Origin of the sequence: Hydrogenophaga sp. (assembly GCF_018780385.1) — a bacterium.
Taxonomy (GTDB): domain Bacteria; phylum Pseudomonadota; class Gammaproteobacteria; order Burkholderiales; family Burkholderiaceae_C; genus Hydrogenophaga.
In genome coordinates this window covers 391,670-406,224 of sequence record NZ_JADMJO010000003.1, presented here as the reverse complement: position 1 = coordinate 406,224, position 14,555 = coordinate 391,670, and the positions used below count along the sequence as shown (strand labels likewise).

Sequence of the window (14,555 nt, the reverse complement as noted above, 5' to 3'; positions counted from 1 at the left end):
CCTTTTCTTTTCAATCACAGGAGACACCATGATCACCACCCCCAGCGGCCTGCAGTACGAAGACACCGTGGTCGGCAATGGCGAGGTCGCCCAGGCCGGGCGCCCGGTGCAGGTGCACTACACCGGCTGGCTCTTCAACGACGGTGTGCAGGGTTCCAAGTTCGATTCCAGCAAGGACCGTGGTCAGCCGTTTGAGTTTCCGCTGGGTGCGGGTCATGTGATCAAGGGTTGGGACGAAGGCGTGCAGGGTATGGCGGTGGGTGGCACGCGCCGTCTGGTGATTCCAGCCGCGCTGGGCTACGGTGCGCGCGGTGCCGGTGGTGTGATTCCTCCCAACGCCACGCTGCTGTTCGAAGTGGACCTGCTCGCGGTCTGAGCGATTCCCATCCGGAGAAACCCATGAACAAGAAAAGCGTGCAGGCGCTGGCCCTGGCCGGTGCGCTGCTGCCCGGCCTTGCGCACGCGGCCGAACTCGATGGTGCGCAGTTGTCGGTGTTGTGGGGGGTGCCGTTCGCGGGCGTGCTGCTGTCCATCGCCCTGATGCCGTTGGTGGCGCCCCTCTTCTGGCACCACCACTTCGGCAAGGTGGCCGCCGCTTGGGGTCTCGCCTTTCTGGTGCCGTTTGCGATCACCTTCGGCCCGGCGGCAACCGGGGTGGCCGTGGTGCACGCGGCTTTCGCCGAGTACATCCCTTTCATCATCCTGCTGACTGCCCTGTTCACCGTGGCCGGCGGCATCTTCGTGCGGGGCAACCTGCATGGCAGCCCGCTGCTCAACACCGGCTTGCTGGCCCTGGGCGCATTGCTGGCGAGTTTCATGGGCACCACCGGTGCGTCGATGCTGCTGATACGGCCACTGATCCGTGCCAACGACAACCGAAAGCATCAGGTGCATGTGGTGGTCTTCTTCATCTTCATCGTCTCCAATGCCGGTGGTGCGCTCACCCCGCTGGGCGATCCGCCGCTGTTCCTGGGTTTCCTCAAAGGCGTGGATTTTTTCTGGACGGTGACGCACCTCTGGGGCCACACGCTGTTCCTCATCGGTGTGCTGCTCGCGCTGTTTTACGCCATCGACTGGTGGTTCTACCACCGGCGCGAGGAGTTCCAACCGACGGATCCCACGCCAGACACGCAACGCCTCGGGTTCGATGGCTCGGTCAATTTCGCTTTGTTGGGTGTGGTGGTCTTTCTGGTGTTGCTCAGCGGTTTGTGGAAGTCGTCGGTGATGTTCACCATCGCCGGTACCGATGTCGGCCTGCCGGGCATCGTGCGCGACATCGGCCTGATCGTTGTGACACTCGTTTCGCTGAAGATCACGCCGGCCAGCGCGCACGACGGCAACCAGTTCGGCTGGGGCCCGATGCAGGAAGTGGCCAAGCTGTTTGCCGCGATCTTCCTGACCATCATCCCGGTGATCGCCATGCTCAAGGCGGGCGTGAACGGTCCGTTTGGCGCGGTGGTCGGCGCCGTCACCAACCAAGACGGCACCCCGAATCCGGGCATGTACTTCTGGGCCACGGGTGCGCTCAGTTCGTTCCTCGACAACGCGCCGACTTACCTGGTGTTCTTCAACACCGCAGGTGGAGATCCGCAGATGCTGATGACGACCATGGCGTCCACACTGGTGGCCATCTCGGCCGGCGCTGTGTTCATGGGCGCCAACACCTACATCGGCAACGCACCCAACCTCATGGTCAAGGCCATCGCCGAAGACCGTGGGGTGAAGATGCCGAGCTTTTTCGGCTACATGGCCTGGTCGGTCGGCATTCTGCTGCCGCTGTTCGCCCTCATGACCTGGTTCTGGTTCACCTGATTTTCTGGAGACGCATCCATGGCACAAAAGCCTTCCATCCTCGTCAGTCGCAAGATTTTCCCCGACGTTGTTGACCATCTGCGTCAGCATTTCGAGGTTGACACCAACGACACCGACAGCGTGTTGACCCCCACCGAGCTGATTGCACGCCTGCAGGGCAAGGTGGGCGCGCTCACCACCGGCAGCGAGCGCATAGACGGCGCGGTGGCGGCGGCCTGCCCGCAGCTGCGCATGGTGGCCAACATCGCTGTGGGCTTCAACAACTTCGATGTGCCCGCCCTGAGTGCGGCCGGCGTGCTGGCCACCAACACGCCCGACGTGCTGACCGAGACCACCGCCGACTTTGGCTTCGCGCTGCTCATGGCCACGGCCCGGCGCCTGACCGAGAGCGAGCATTTCCTGCGCGCCGGAGAGTGGAACCGCTGGGCGCTCGACATGTTCGCTGGAGCCGAGGTGCACGGCAGCACACTGGGCATCCTGGGCATGGGCCGCATTGGTCAGGCCATTGCGCGCCGTGGCGCCCACGGCTTCGGGATGAAGGTGATCTATCACAACCGCTCGCGGCTGGATGCTGCGCTGGAGGCCGAATGCAAAGCCTCCTACGTGGACAAGACCACGCTGCTCAAGTCGGCCGATCACCTCATCCTGGTGCTGCCCTACAGCCCGGAAAACCACCACACCATCGGCGCAGCCGAGATCGCGCAGATGAAGCCCACCGCCACGCTGGTCAACATCGCGCGCGGCGGCATCGTGGATGACGCAGCGCTCGCTCAGGCTTTGCGCAACCGCGTGATCGCCGCCGCCGGCCTGGATGTGTACGAGGGCGAACCCAAGGTGCACCCCGATCTGTTGACCGTGCCCAACGTGGTGCTCACGCCGCACATCGCCAGTGCGACCATCGCCACGCGCCGCGCCATGGCCCGACTGGCCGCCGACAACTTGATCGGTTACCTCACTCAGGGCAAGCCGCTGACACCCATCAACGCCGACATCCTGGGCAAAGGCGCACGGGGATGACCGACTCGGCGCTTCTCATCGCGCTGCTCGTGCTCGCCGCCGTCGGGGTGCTGATGCAGGTGGCGCTGTGGCTGCGCAAGCCAGCGGTGGATGCCGACGAACTGGCGCACCGCCAGACCCTGCTGGCGCAACTGCAACAGACCACCTCGCGCGTGGAGCGCGTCGAGAGCGAACTGCGCCGCGAGATGGCCGATGGCTCACGCACGGCGCGCCAGGAACTGCAGCAGACCCTGGCCACGTTTCAGGAGGCCCTCACCAGCCAGGGGGCAGAGGCCACGCGCACGCAGAACGCGCAGATCGACGCTTTTGCGCAGCAACTGGTGCAACTGCGCGGCACGCTGGGCGACACGCTCACGCGCCAGTTGCAGGACCTGAGCGAGGCCAACTCGCGTCGCCTGGCCGAGGTGCGCGCCACGCTGGAAGCGCAGTTGATGCAACTGCAGCAAGGCAACGCCGCCAAGCTTGACGAGATGCGCGCCACGGTCGACGAAAAATTGCAGAGCACGCTGCAGGCACGCCTGGGCGAGAGCTTCAAGCAGGTGGCCGACCGGTTGGAGCAGGTGCACAAGGGCCTGGGCGAGATGCAGACGCTGGCCCAAGGCGTGGGCGACTTGAAGCACTTGCTGACCAACGTGAAGACGCGCGGCATGTTCGGCGAAGCGCAACTCTCCGCGTTGCTGGAGCAGGTGTTTGCGCCCGATCAGTACGCCACGCAGGTCATGACCAAACCGGGCAGCCGCTTCACGGTGGACTTCGCGATCAAGCTGCCCGGTCGCGGCGACGCGGGCGTGCCGTGTTGGCTTCCGATCGATGCCAAGTTTCCGAACGAAGACTACGAGCGCCTGCTGGACGCGCAGCAGCGCGCCGACGCTGAAGGCGCCGAGATCGCGGCGCGCGGTCTCGAGCAGCGCATCAAGCTGGAGGCCAAGTCCATGGCCGACAAGTACCTGGAGCCGCCGCACACCACCGACTTCGCCATCCTGTTCCTGCCCACCGAAGGGCTGTACGCCGAGGTGCTGCGCCGTCCGGGCCTCATGGAGGTGCTGCAGCGCGAGTACCGGGTCACGCTGGCCGGGCCCACCACGCTCATGGCCATGCTCAACTCGTTGCAGATGGGCTTTCGCACACTCGCGCTGGAGAAGCGATCGAGTGAGGTCTGGCAGGTGCTCGGTGCGGTCAAGACCGAGTTCGGCAAGTTCGGCGATGTGCTGGCGCGGGTGAAGAGCCAGACCCAAACCGTGCTCAACACCCTGGACAGCGCCGAGACGCGCAGCCGCGCCATGGGCCGTGCGCTCAAGGCAGTGGAGGCGCTGCCGCAGGAACAGGCCAGTGCGCTGCTGCCGCTGGACCCCAACGATCCCGGAGACGCTTGAACCCAACGCTGCGCTCCGATCTGGCGCGCTTGATTGCGGCGCAGATCTGTCTGCATGCCTGCATGACCGGCTTTCGCATGGCCGCGCCCTTGATGGCGCTGCGCGAGGGTTACAGCCCGGCGGCGGTGGGGATGTTGCTGGCCTTGTTTGCGTTGGCGCCAGTGTTCATGGCATTGCCGGCCGGGCGCTACGCCGATCGGCGCGGGCTCAAGAAGCCCGTGGCCATGGCGGTGGGAATCGCCTCCGCCGGCGCGGCGATCTCGGTGGTCTTCCCGGTGTTCGGTGTGCTGTGTGTCACCGCGCTCACCTGCGGCGCGGCCACCGGCCTGGCCATGATCGCGCTGCAGCGCCATGTGGGGCGTCTGGCGAACAACGCCACCGAGCTCAAGCAGGTGTTCAGCTGGATGGCCATCGGCCCATCCATCTCCAACTTCCTGGGCCCGTTTGCCGCAGGCGTGATGATCGACAGCTTCGGTTTTCGCGCAGCCTTCCTGCTGCTGGCTTTGCTGCCGTCCCTGACCTGGTTCTGGGTGCGCCACACGGTCGAGCACGAGCCGATGGCGCCCGAGCTGCGCCAGTCGAGCGGCTCGTCATGGAACCTGCTGAAGGATGCAGGCTTTCGCAAGCTGATGATGATCAACTGGATGCTGTCTTCTTGCTGGGACGTGCACACCTTCCTCGTGCCGGTTCTGGGCCACGAGCGCGGTCTGAGCGCCACCGTGATCGGCTCCATCCTGGGCGCGTTTGCGCTGGCCGCCACCGCCATCCGCGTGCTCATGCCCTGGTTGGCCGCGCACCTGCGCGAATCCGTGGTGATCGGCTCGGCCATGGGCGCCACCGCGCTGCTGTTTGCCGTGTACCCGCTGGTGCACGCGGCCTGGGCCATGGGGGCGCTGTCCATCCTGCTGGGTCTGGCGCTGGGTTCGGTTCAGCCCATGATCATGAGTTCATTGCATCAGATGACCCCGCACCACCGCCATGGTGAAGCGCTGGGCCTGCGGGCCATGGCCATCAACGGATCGAGCGTGGTGATGCCGCTGCTGTTTGGCTCGGTGGGTGCGCTGGTGGGGGTGGGCGCCGTGTTCTGGATCGTGGGCGCCGTCGTGGGTGCGGGCTCGCCACTGGCCTGGAGCCTGCACACGCCCGCGGGCGAGCCGCCGCAGCGCGAGTTGTAACGTCAGTCCACGGGGGCGGACTGCCTGGCGTCCTTGGGCGCCGAGCGGCGCACAGCGCGGGTGGCCGGCAGGTTGAAGCCCAGCCCGGCGAGGTAGGTGTCCACCGTGTGGCGCCCGCTCTTTTCCAGGTCAAACGCCGAAGGGTCCAGCAGCCAGTTCTGGATCAGGCCGTCCACGATCACATGCAGACCCAGCGCTGCGGTGGACAGCGGCATGGCCAACTTGATGTCTTCACGGCGCACCGCTTCGCGCAGGGCTTCCTCGGTCATGGCTACGCACTCGTTGCGCACCTGCAGGTGGCGGTCGCGCACCGCCTGCATTTCAGGCACGTACTCCACCTTGTGCGTGGCCACCTCGAACACGCGGCGGGTCTGTTCATCCGTGGCGGTCTGCCTGAGCGCGTTCATCATCAAGTCGCGCAGCGAGAGCAGGGGATTGGCAGCGGTTTCAGCCGTGCGCGCCGTGCTGGCCAGCGCGCCTTCCAGCGGCATGGTCACACGCTCCATCATGGCGTTGAACAAGTCGGCTTTGTCCTTGAAGTGCCAGTAGATCGCGCCGCGCGTGGTGCCGGCGGCCGTGGCAATGTCGTTGAGTGACGTGCGTGAAACGCCATGGGCCTGAAACAAATGCTCTGCAGCATCCAGCAGGGTGTTGCGTGTCACCAGCGCATCGGCTTTGGTGCGTCGAACCATGGTTGTGTCTCCAGATTGCATCCCCTTGAGGGATTGCAGGACTATACATACATTCTTGTATGTATGTATACTTCGCCGTTTTGCGAGGGAGCAAGTGGTCAGGGTATTCCCTGCCTTTTTGCCTCGCTCATCTTTCATCCCAAGGACTCCCATGCCCGCCTTGAGCCCCATCAAGTCTGCGCCCGTTTCGCGCACCCGGTTTGTTTCCATGCAACCGACCCACTTGTTGCGAGGACTGTCCGTGCTGGCGCTTGCCGTGGTGTTGAGCGCTTGCGACAAGCCCGCAGCCCCCGCTGCTGCGGCCGGTGGCGGCATGCCGGCGCCAGAAGTGGGTGTGGTCACGGTCGCACCGGGTGACGTGGGTCTCATGACGGAGCTGCCGGGCCGGCTGGAGGCCTCGAGGGTGGCCCAGGTGCGGGCGCGCGCGGCGGGCATCCTGCAAGAGCGGTTGTTCCGCGAAGGCAGCGACGTGAAAGCGGGCCAGGCGCTGTTCCGCATCGACGCGTCGCCTTATGCGGCGGCTGTGCAAAGCGCACAGGCGGGGCTGGCCCGTTCGCAGGCCAACCTCACGCAGGCCACCGCGCTGGCAGAACGCTATGCGCCCCTGGTGAAGGAAAACGCGATCAGCCAGCAGGAGTACGCCAGCGCCGTGGCGGCCCAGAAGCAGGCCGAGGCCGATGTGGCTGCAGGCAGGGCGTCGGTGCAGACCGCCAACATCAACCTGAACTACGCGCGCGTGACAGCGCCCATCTCCGGGCGCATTGGCCGCGCGCTGGTGACCGAAGGCGCTCTGGTCGGGCAGGGCGAGGCCACCCAGTTGGCGGTGATCCAGCAGATCAACCCGATGTACGTGAACTTCACCCAGTCCGCCTCCGAGGTCTACAAGCTGCGCAAGGCCATGGACAGTGGCCAGCTCAAGGGCGCGGGGGCGCAAGCCGCTGCCGTGCAGGTGGTGATGGAAGACGGCAGCGTGTACGAGCAGCCGGGCCGCCTGCTGTTTTCCGACCTGACCGTGGACAGCACCACCGGCCAGGTGACACTGCGCGCCGAGGTGCCCAACCCCCAGGGTACGCTGCTGCCGGGTCTGTATGTGCGCGTGCGCCTGGAGCAGGCCACGGCGGGCAATGCGATCACGCTGCCCCAGCAAGCCGTGACGCGCTCGGCACAGGGTGATTCCGTCTCGGTGGTGGATGCCGAGGGCAAGATTGCAAAACGCACCGTGAAGGTGGGCGGCCAGCAGAACGGTCGCTGGGTGATCCTCGACGGCTTGAAGGCGGGCGAGCAGGTCATGGTCGACGGCTTCCAGAAGCTGCAGATGATGCCGCCGGGCACCGCCGTGAAGGCCGTGCCGTGGCAGGCGCCTGGCAGCGCACCAGCCGCGCCCGCGGCCGCTGCGCCGGCGCCCGAGGCAACGAAGTAAGGAGCGCCCGACATGGCGAAATTCTTCATTGACCGGCCCATCTTCGCGTGGGTGATTGCGCTCTTCATCATGGTGATGGGCGGTGTGTCCATCACGCAGTTGCCGATCGCGCAGTACCCACCCGTGGCCCCACCGGCCATCATCATCAACGCCACCTATCCCGGCGCATCTGCTGCCACGCTGGAGAACAGCGTGCTGTCGGTGATCGAGCAGGAAATGAACGGCTCGCCCGGTCTGATCTACATGGAGTCGGTGGCGCAGGCCAACGGCACCGGCAGCATCACGCTGAGCTTCGAGACCGGGACCAACGCCGACCTGGCACAGGTGGACGTGCAGAACCGCCTCTCGCGCGCCTCGCCGCGCCTGCCCTCGGCGGTGACGCAGCAGGGCGTGCGCGTGGACAAGTCGCGCAGCAACTTTTTGTTGTTCGCCATCCTCTCCAGCGACGACCCGGCCTGGAACCCGGTGGCCCTGGGCGACTACGCCTCGCGCAGCGTGGTGCCCGAGTTGCAACGCCTGCCCGGTGTGGGCCAGGCGCAGCTGTTCGGTACCGAACGCGCCATGCGCATCTGGATCGACCCGGCCAAGCTGCTGGGCTACAACCTCAGCGCGGCCGACGTCACCAACGCGATCCGCGCACAGAACGCGCAGGTCTCTGCCGGTGAAATCGGTGCCTTGCCCAACGTGGGCGGGCAGAGCATCGCAGCCACCGTGGTGGTCAATGGCCAGCTTGCGAACGTCGAGCAGTTCGGCAACGTGGTGCTGCGTGCGAGCGCTGATGGCGCCACTGTGCGCCTGAAAGACGTGGCCCGCATCGAACTCGGTGCGCAGGCCTACGCCACCTCGGCGCGCCTGAACGGCAAACCGTCGACCGGTATCGGTGTGCAGCTTTCGCCCAGCGGCAACGCGCTGGCCACTGCGACCGCAGTGCGCGCGAAGATGACCGAACTCGAGCGCTTCTTCCCCAAAGGCATGACCTGGTCGATTCCTTACGACAGTTCGCGCTTCGTGAAGATTTCCATCCAGCAAGTGGCCATCACGCTGGGCGAAGCCATGCTGCTGGTGTTCCTGGTGATGTTCCTGTTTCTGCAGAACATTCGTTACACCATCATTCCCACCATCGTGGTGCCGGTGGCGCTGCTGGGTACGTTTGCCGTGTTGCTGGCCATGGGCTTTTCCATCAACGTGCTCACCATGTTCGGCATGGTGCTGGTGATCGGCATCGTGGTGGACGATGCGATCGTCGTGGTGGAGAACGTTGAACGCATCATGAGCGAAGAAGGTCTGCCGCCGCTGGAGGCCACGCGCAAGGCGATGACGCAGATCTCGGGCGCCATCATCGGCATCACCGTGGTGTTGATTTCGGTGTTCGTGCCGCTGGCCTTCTTTGCCGGTTCGGTGGGCAACATCTACCGCCAGTTCTCCGCCGTGATGGGTGTGTCGATCGCGTTCTCGGCGTTTCTCGCGCTCTCGCTCACACCCGCGCTGTGCGCCACCTTGCTCAAGCCGGTGGAAGCCGGTCACCACCACGAGAAGAAGGGCTTCTTCGGCTGGTTCAACCGCGGCTTTGCGCGCACCGCCAAGGGCTACGAAGGTGGCGTGGCCAAACTGCTGCCGCGCGCCGGTCGCACCCTCGTGGTTTACCTGGCCATCGTCGCCGCGGCGGTGGTGGTCTACATGCGTCTGCCCACCTCGTTCCTGCCCGGTGAAGACCAGGGCACGATGCTGGTCAACGTGCAGTTGCCCCCCGGCGCCACACAAGAGCGCACGCTGGAGGTGATCAAGCAGGTGGAAGACTTCATCCTCAAGCAACCCGAAGTGCAGAGCATGGTCGGCGTGCTGGGCTTCAGCTTCTCGGGCCAGGGCCAGAACGCGGCGCTCGCGTTCATCACGCTCAAGGATTGGGACGAACGCACCGCACCCGGCAGTTCTGCTGAAGCCGTGGCTGGCCGGGCCTTCGGCGCGCTCTCGGGCGTGCGCGATGCGTTCATCTTCCCGCTGAGCCCGCCACCCATTCCCGAGCTGGGTTCATCGTCCGGCTTCAGCTTCCGTCTGCAGGACCGTGGCGGTCTGGGTCGGGATGCCCTGCTCAGCGCGCGCAACCAGCTGCTGGGCATGGCGTCGCAAAGCAAGGTGATCACGCAGGTGCGTCCCGACGGCCTGGAAGACGCGCCGCAATTGCAGATCGACATCGACCGCGACAAGGCGAATGCGCTGGGTGTTGGGTTTGATGCGATCAACACCGCGATCGGCACCGCGCTGGGGTCGACCTATGTGAACGACTTCCCCAATGCCGGTCGCCTGCAACGCGTGGTCGTGCAGGCTGATGCCCCCGCGCGCATGCAGCCCGAGGATCTGTTGCGCCTGAACGTGGTGAACAACAAGGCCCAGGCCGTGCCGCTCTCGGCCTTCGCCACCACGCGCTGGATCACCGGCCCGATGCAGACCGTGCGCTACAACGGTTACCCGTCGATGCGCATCAGCGGCAGCGCGGCGCCCGGCTCCAGCACGGGTGCAGCCATCGCCGAGATGGAGCGATTCGCTGCCCAGCTGCCGCAAGGCATTGGCTACGAGTGGACCGGCCAGACGCGTGAGGAAAAGCTCGCGGGTTCGCAGGCCATCATCTTGTACGCCTTCGCCATCCTGGCCGTGTTCCTGTGCCTGGCCGCGCTCTACGAGAGCTGGACGATTCCGCTCTCGGTGATCCTGGTGGTGCCGCTGGGCGTGTTGGGTGTGCTGCTCGGCACCTTGTTCAGGGGGTATTCCAACGATGTGTACTTCCAGGTCGGGCTGATCACCATCATCGGTTTGTCGGCGAAGAACGCGATCCTGATCATCGAGTTCGCCAAGGACTTGCAGGCGCAGGGCAAAGGCGTGATCGAGTCCGCGCTGGCCGCCGCCCACCTGCGGTTCCGCCCCATCGTCATGACCTCGCTGGCGTTCACGCTGGGCGTGTTGCCGCTGGCACTGGCTTCGGGCGCAGGCTCGGCCAGCCAGCGCGCCATCGGCACCGGCGTGATCGGCGGCATGCTCACCGGCACCGTGCTGGCGGTCGTGTTTGTGCCGATCTTTTTTGTGGTGGTGCGCACGCTGTTCAAAGGCAGCGAACGACAACACCGCCGTGATGCCGAACAGGCGCAACAACACGGAGTGCATTGAGATGACCCACTTTCGCATGGGAGCCCTGGGCCTGACGGTGCTTGCGCTTTCCGGATGTTCTTTCACGCCGAAGTACGAGCGCCCGGCCGCCCCGGTAGCCAGCACCTTCCCTGATCAGACCGCCGCCGCAGCAGCCCAGGCCGACAACATGGCCTGGCGCGAGTTTGTGGGCGATGCGCGGCTGCGCGATCTGATCGCGCTGGCGTTGGCCAACAACCGCGATCTGCGTGTGGCAACGCTCAACATCGAACAGGTGCGCGCGCAATACCAGATCCGCCGTGCCGACCAGTTCCCCGCCATCGGGCTGGCAGCAGCCGGCAACCGCCAGCCCGACGCCGACGGTGGCATTGCGAGCACCTACAGCGTGGGCTTGGCCCTGAGCAGCTGGGAGATCGATTTCTTCGGTCGCCTGGGCAGCCTGAAAGAAGCGGCGCTGGCGCAGTACCTCGCCAGCGAGGAAGCGCGCCACGCTGCGCAGACCAGCCTGGTGGCCTCCGTGGCGAGCACCTGGTTGAGCTTGCAGACCAACGACGAACTGCTGGCCCTGACCCAGCGCACCCTGGCCACACGCGAAGATTCCCTTCGCCTGAGCAAGCTGCGCTTCGACAACGGAGCCACCTCCGCGCTGGACCTGCGCCAGGCCGAGTCGCTGACCGCGGCGGCGCAGTCGGCATTGGCCCAGCAGCGCCGCCTGCGCGCGCTGGATCTGAACGCACTCACGCTGCTGGTGGGGCAGTCACCACCGGCTGCGTTGCTGCCAGCGCCGCCCACCCTGCCCGAGGTCGTCTCGGCCAATGCCAGCGGTGTCAAGGTGCCGACCGCGCCCGTGCCCGCCGCGCCCATGTTGCGCGATGTGCCGGCCGGTTTGCCATCCGATCTGCTCACGCGCCGCGCGGACATCCGTCAGGCCGAGCAGCAGCTGATCGCCGCCAACGCCAACATCGGTGCCGCGCGTGCGGCCTTCTTCCCGCGCATTTCGCTCACGGCAAGTGCGGGCACGGCCAGCAGCAGCCTCTCGGGCCTGTTCAAGGATGGTTCTTGGGGATTCACGCTGGCACCGCAGGCCTTGCTGCCGATCTTCGATGCCGGGCGCAACAACGCCAACCTCGACTCCGCCAATGCCGCGCGCAGCATCGCCGTGGCGCAGTACGAAAAAGCCATTCAGACCGCGTTTCGTGAAGTGGCTGACGCACTGGCCGGCAGCGCAACGCTGGGCGACCAGCTCACGGCCCAGCAGATCCAGGCCACGGCCGAGGCCGAACGCTTCCGCCTGGCTGAGCTGCGTTACCGCAATGGGGTGGCGAGTTTCCTGGATGTGCTGGACGCACAACGTTCGCTGTTCACGACGCAGCAGGCGCTGGCGCAAACGCGCTTGGCCCAGCAGCAAAATCAGGTTTCGCTGTACAAGGCATTGGGCGGAGGCTGGACGCCTTGAGAGCTTGTTCGGGCTGGGCTTGAGAGGCGCAGCCCGAACGGCTTGCTCACCTAGGTCTTGAGGTCATAGAACTTCACGATGGCGTCCCACGCCACTTGCGGATCGTCCACGTACTGGAAAAGCTTCAGGTCTTCGGGCGAGATCGCACCTTCTTCAACCAGCACATCGAGGTTGATCAGGCGCTTCCAGTAGTCCGATCCAAACAGCAGGATGGGCACCGGCTTGGCCTTCTTGCATTGCACCAGCGTGATCACCTCGAACAGCTCGTCGAGCGTGCCGAAGCCGCCGGGGAACGCGAGCAGTGCCTTGGCGCGCATCATGAAATGCATCTTGCGCAAGGCGAAGTAGTGGAACTTGAAGCTCAGCTCGGGTGATACATACGGGTTGGCCGCCTGCTCGTGCGGCAGCGCGATGTTCAGGCCCACGTTGAGCGCGCCTTCGTCGTGCGCACCGCGGCTCGCGGCTTCCATGATGCCGGGGCCACCGCCGGTGCAGATGTAGAGCTGATCCGCCTTGGGGCAACTGGCGCTGTAGCGGGCCACCATGCGTGCAAACGCGCGTGCATGGTCGTAGTAGGGCGCGTTGCGCACCATGGCCTGGGCGCGCGCGATGTCCGCCACCTCACCACTGCGCTCGGCGCGCACCAGCATTTCCTGCGCTTCGCTGGCTTCACGAAAACGCGCGCTGCCGAACACCACCACGGTGTTCTCGATGCCAGCGTCGTGCTGCGCCAGATCGGGCTTGAGCATTTCGAGCTGGAATCGGATGCCACGCGTTTCGCGGCGCAGCAGAAACTCCGGGTCGGCAAAAGCCAGCCGGTAGGCGTCGGCATGCAATGCGTTGCCCTCGTTGGCGTGGGTTTGCAGCTCGGCCCAGGCGTCAGCCAGGCGGCGTTCGTTGATGTTCTGAGTGGTTTCCATGAATGGCTCCTTGAGACTTCAGTGTCTTCGAATTGTGTGACTACAGACCCAGCGCCAGCGCCAACGGGACGAACAGGACCGCCAGCGCATTGCCCAGCATGATCATGGCGCCAACCTTGTCCGGTTCCTGGTGGTATCGCTCGGCGAGCATGAACTGCATCACGGCCGGTGGCAGGGCGGCAAACAACAGCAACTGGCCGCGCGCCGCACCTTCCAGGCCGAGCGCCCAGGCCAGTGGTATGCCGATGGCCAGGCCGATGAGGGGCCGGGCGAGGGCGCCCAGCAGACCCAGCGCCAGGCCTGAGCGGGTGAGAGCGGTGAGCCGCACACCCAGGGCAAACAGCATCATGGGCAGCAGCGCGTCACCCAGCAGCTTCAGGCCCGAGATGACCACCTCGGGCGGGCGAACATCGGTCAGCGCGCTGACGAAGCCCAGGGCCGTGCCGATCATGAGCGGGCTGGTGAGCAGGTCGCGCGTGCGCGCCTGGCGGCTGGTGATGCGCGCGCCCAGCGAAAAATGCAGCAGGTTGCTCACCGAAAACAGCGCCACCGCCGCGCCGAAGTTGGCCGGGCCGAAGGCCAGCAGGGCCAGTGGGAGGCCCATGTTGCCGCAGTTGTTGAACATGACCACCGGCACCAGCGTGCGCGGCTGCGCGCCAAACGCCTTGGCCAGCGGCCAGGCCAGCAGACCGCTGAGCAGGATGAGCACGGTGCCACCGATCAGCAGCGCGGTGTGGTCAGCCATGCGGAAATCGCGCGAGGCCAATGCCGAATACACCAGCAGCGGCGCCAGCACATCGAGCGCGATGCGGTTGAACGTCGACATGTCGGGCACGCTGCGGCGCGCGTAGCCGTAGCCTATGGCCACGATCAGGAAGACCGGGATGATGACGTCGGTGATGCGGGCGATCAGGTCCATGGCGACGGGGGAAAGGTACAAACAAAAGAGGCTCCCGCAGGAGCCTCTTGAATCAAACGATCAGAGCCTGATCAGACCCGTTTGCGGTATTCGCCGGTGCGGGTGTCGATCTCGATCTTGTCGTCCTGCGCCACGAACAGCGGCACGGCCACTTCAAAGCCGGTGGCGATCTTGGCGGGCTTGAGCACCTTGCCGGACGTGTCGCCCTTGACGGCGGGTTCGGTCCAGGTGATCACGCGCTCGACGCTGGTGGGCAATTCGACCGAGATGGCCTTGCCGTCGTAGAAGACCACTTCAACAGTCATGCCGTCTTCGAGGTAGTTCAGGGCGTCGCCCATGTTTTCGGCTTCCACCTCGTACTGGTTGAAGTCGGTGTCCATGCACACGTACATCGGGTCGGCGAAGTAGGAGTAGGTGCACTCCTTCTTGTCCAGGATGATCTGGTCCATCTTGTCGTCGGCCTTGCAGACGACTTCGGTGGCCATGTTGTTGAGCAGGGCCTTGAGCTTCAGGCGCACGGTGGCGGCACCACGGCCACCACGGCTGTATTCGGTTTTCAGGACGATCATCGGGTCCTTGCCGTGCATGATGACGTTGCCGGCGCGGAGTTCTTGAGCGATTTTCATAAGGGTT

12 protein-coding genes are annotated in these 14,555 nt (G+C 65.4%); 8 read left to right on the top strand and 4 right to left on the bottom strand.

Going from position 1 to position 14,555, the window contains the following annotated elements; all coding sequences use genetic code 11:
- Window positions 1–28: 28 nt before the first annotated feature.
- The 5 genes from IV113_RS02480 to IV113_RS02460 are packed head-to-tail and all read left to right on the top strand — an operon-like array spanning window position 29 to window position 5,377.
- On the top strand, window positions 29–376 hold the full coding sequence (locus IV113_RS02480) for an FKBP-type peptidyl-prolyl cis-trans isomerase (RefSeq protein WP_069046865.1): 348 nt from the start codon (window positions 29–31) through the stop codon (window positions 374–376).
- Between the two features lie 23 nt (window positions 377–399).
- Window positions 400–1,812, top strand: a complete 1,413-nt coding sequence (locus IV113_RS02475; protein WP_291080462.1) for a sodium:proton antiporter — start codon at window positions 400–402, stop codon at window positions 1,810–1,812.
- A gap of 18 nt (window positions 1,813–1,830) precedes the next feature.
- Window positions 1,831–2,829: a D-glycerate dehydrogenase gene (locus IV113_RS02470; protein ID WP_291080460.1), complete on the top strand. Its 999-nt coding sequence runs from the start codon at window positions 1,831–1,833 to the stop codon at window positions 2,827–2,829.
- On the top strand, window positions 2,826–4,202 hold the full coding sequence (rmuC, locus tag IV113_RS02465; RefSeq protein WP_291080458.1) for a DNA recombination protein RmuC: 1,377 nt from the start codon (window positions 2,826–2,828) through the stop codon (window positions 4,200–4,202). Before IV113_RS02470 ends, rmuC begins: the two co-directional genes overlap by 4 nt.
- A gap of 8 nt (window positions 4,203–4,210) precedes the next feature.
- Window positions 4,211–5,377 (top strand): MFS transporter, encoded by a 1,167-nt coding sequence (locus IV113_RS02460; RefSeq protein WP_291081166.1) that lies wholly within the window; start codon window positions 4,211–4,213, stop codon window positions 5,375–5,377.
- A gap of 2 nt (window positions 5,378–5,379) precedes the next feature.
- On the opposite strand, the gene IV113_RS02455 is transcribed toward IV113_RS02460, so the two are convergent.
- Complete coding sequence (locus IV113_RS02455) at window positions 5,380–6,069, bottom strand: TetR family transcriptional regulator (protein ID WP_291080456.1); 690 nt, start codon at window positions 6,067–6,069, stop codon at window positions 5,380–5,382.
- Between the two features lie 208 nt (window positions 6,070–6,277).
- Between IV113_RS02455 and IV113_RS02450 the strand changes: the two genes are divergently transcribed.
- The 3 genes from IV113_RS02450 to IV113_RS02440 are packed head-to-tail and all read left to right on the top strand — an operon-like array spanning window position 6,278 to window position 12,083.
- Window positions 6,278–7,489, top strand: coding sequence for an efflux RND transporter periplasmic adaptor subunit (locus IV113_RS02450; protein WP_291080454.1), 1,212 nt, complete (start codon window positions 6,278–6,280; stop codon window positions 7,487–7,489).
- A gap of 12 nt (window positions 7,490–7,501) precedes the next feature.
- Entirely contained in the window at window positions 7,502–10,648 is a 3,147-nt protein-coding gene (locus IV113_RS02445; protein ID WP_291080452.1) for an efflux RND transporter permease subunit, read from the top strand.
- Between the two features lies 1 nt (window position 10,649).
- The gene (locus IV113_RS02440) at window positions 10,650–12,083 is read left to right on the top strand and encodes an efflux transporter outer membrane subunit (RefSeq protein ID WP_291080450.1); all 1,434 of its coding nucleotides are present in this window, start codon (window positions 10,650–10,652) and stop codon (window positions 12,081–12,083) included.
- A 50-nt stretch (window positions 12,084–12,133) separates the two neighbouring features.
- Here the strand turns inward: IV113_RS02440 and IV113_RS02435 are convergent, their stop codons facing one another.
- The 3 genes from IV113_RS02435 to efp all read right to left on the bottom strand — a co-directional run bounded on the left by IV113_RS02435 (window position 12,134) and on the right by efp (window position 14,548).
- Window positions 12,134–13,003 (bottom strand): TIGR00730 family Rossman fold protein, encoded by an 870-nt coding sequence (locus IV113_RS02435; RefSeq protein ID WP_291080448.1) that lies wholly within the window; start codon window positions 13,001–13,003, stop codon window positions 12,134–12,136.
- 40 nt (window positions 13,004–13,043) lie between these two features.
- Window positions 13,044–13,922 carry an AEC family transporter gene (locus IV113_RS02430; RefSeq protein WP_291080446.1) on the bottom strand — a complete coding sequence of 293 codons (879 nt, stop codon included), beginning with the start codon at window positions 13,920–13,922 and terminating at the stop codon, window positions 13,044–13,046.
- 71 nt (window positions 13,923–13,993) lie between these two features.
- Window positions 13,994–14,548, bottom strand: a complete 555-nt coding sequence (gene efp / locus IV113_RS02425; RefSeq protein WP_291080444.1) for an elongation factor P — start codon at window positions 14,546–14,548, stop codon at window positions 13,994–13,996.
- Window positions 14,549–14,555 lie beyond the last annotated feature (7 nt).

What these genes read in the sequence shown, in the direction of transcription:
- IV113_RS02435 (WP_291080448.1), bottom strand. Translation starts at nt 13,003, where the DNA reads ATGGAAACCACTCAGAACATCAACGAACGCCGCCTGGCTGACGCCTGG.
- IV113_RS02430 (WP_291080446.1), bottom strand. Translation starts at nt 13,922, where the DNA reads ATGGACCTGATCGCCCGCATCACCGACGTCATCATCCCGGTCTTCCTG.
- IV113_RS02455 (WP_291080456.1), bottom strand. Translation starts at nt 6,069, where the DNA reads ATGGTTCGACGCACCAAAGCCGATGCGCTGGTGACACGCAACACCCTG.
- IV113_RS02440 (WP_291080450.1), top strand. Translation starts at nt 10,650, where the DNA reads ATGACCCACTTTCGCATGGGAGCCCTGGGCCTGACGGTGCTTGCGCTT.
- IV113_RS02470 (WP_291080460.1), top strand. Translation starts at nt 1,831, where the DNA reads ATGGCACAAAAGCCTTCCATCCTCGTCAGTCGCAAGATTTTCCCCGAC.
- rmuC (WP_291080458.1), top strand. Translation starts at nt 2,826, where the DNA reads ATGACCGACTCGGCGCTTCTCATCGCGCTGCTCGTGCTCGCCGCCGTC.
- IV113_RS02480 (WP_069046865.1), top strand. Translation starts at nt 29, where the DNA reads ATGATCACCACCCCCAGCGGCCTGCAGTACGAAGACACCGTGGTCGGC.
- IV113_RS02450 (WP_291080454.1), top strand. Translation starts at nt 6,278, where the DNA reads ATGCAACCGACCCACTTGTTGCGAGGACTGTCCGTGCTGGCGCTTGCC.
- efp (WP_291080444.1), bottom strand. Translation starts at nt 14,548, where the DNA reads ATGAAAATCGCTCAAGAACTCCGCGCCGGCAACGTCATCATGCACGGC.
- IV113_RS02475 (WP_291080462.1), top strand. Translation starts at nt 400, where the DNA reads ATGAACAAGAAAAGCGTGCAGGCGCTGGCCCTGGCCGGTGCGCTGCTG.
- IV113_RS02445 (WP_291080452.1), top strand. Translation starts at nt 7,502, where the DNA reads ATGGCGAAATTCTTCATTGACCGGCCCATCTTCGCGTGGGTGATTGCG.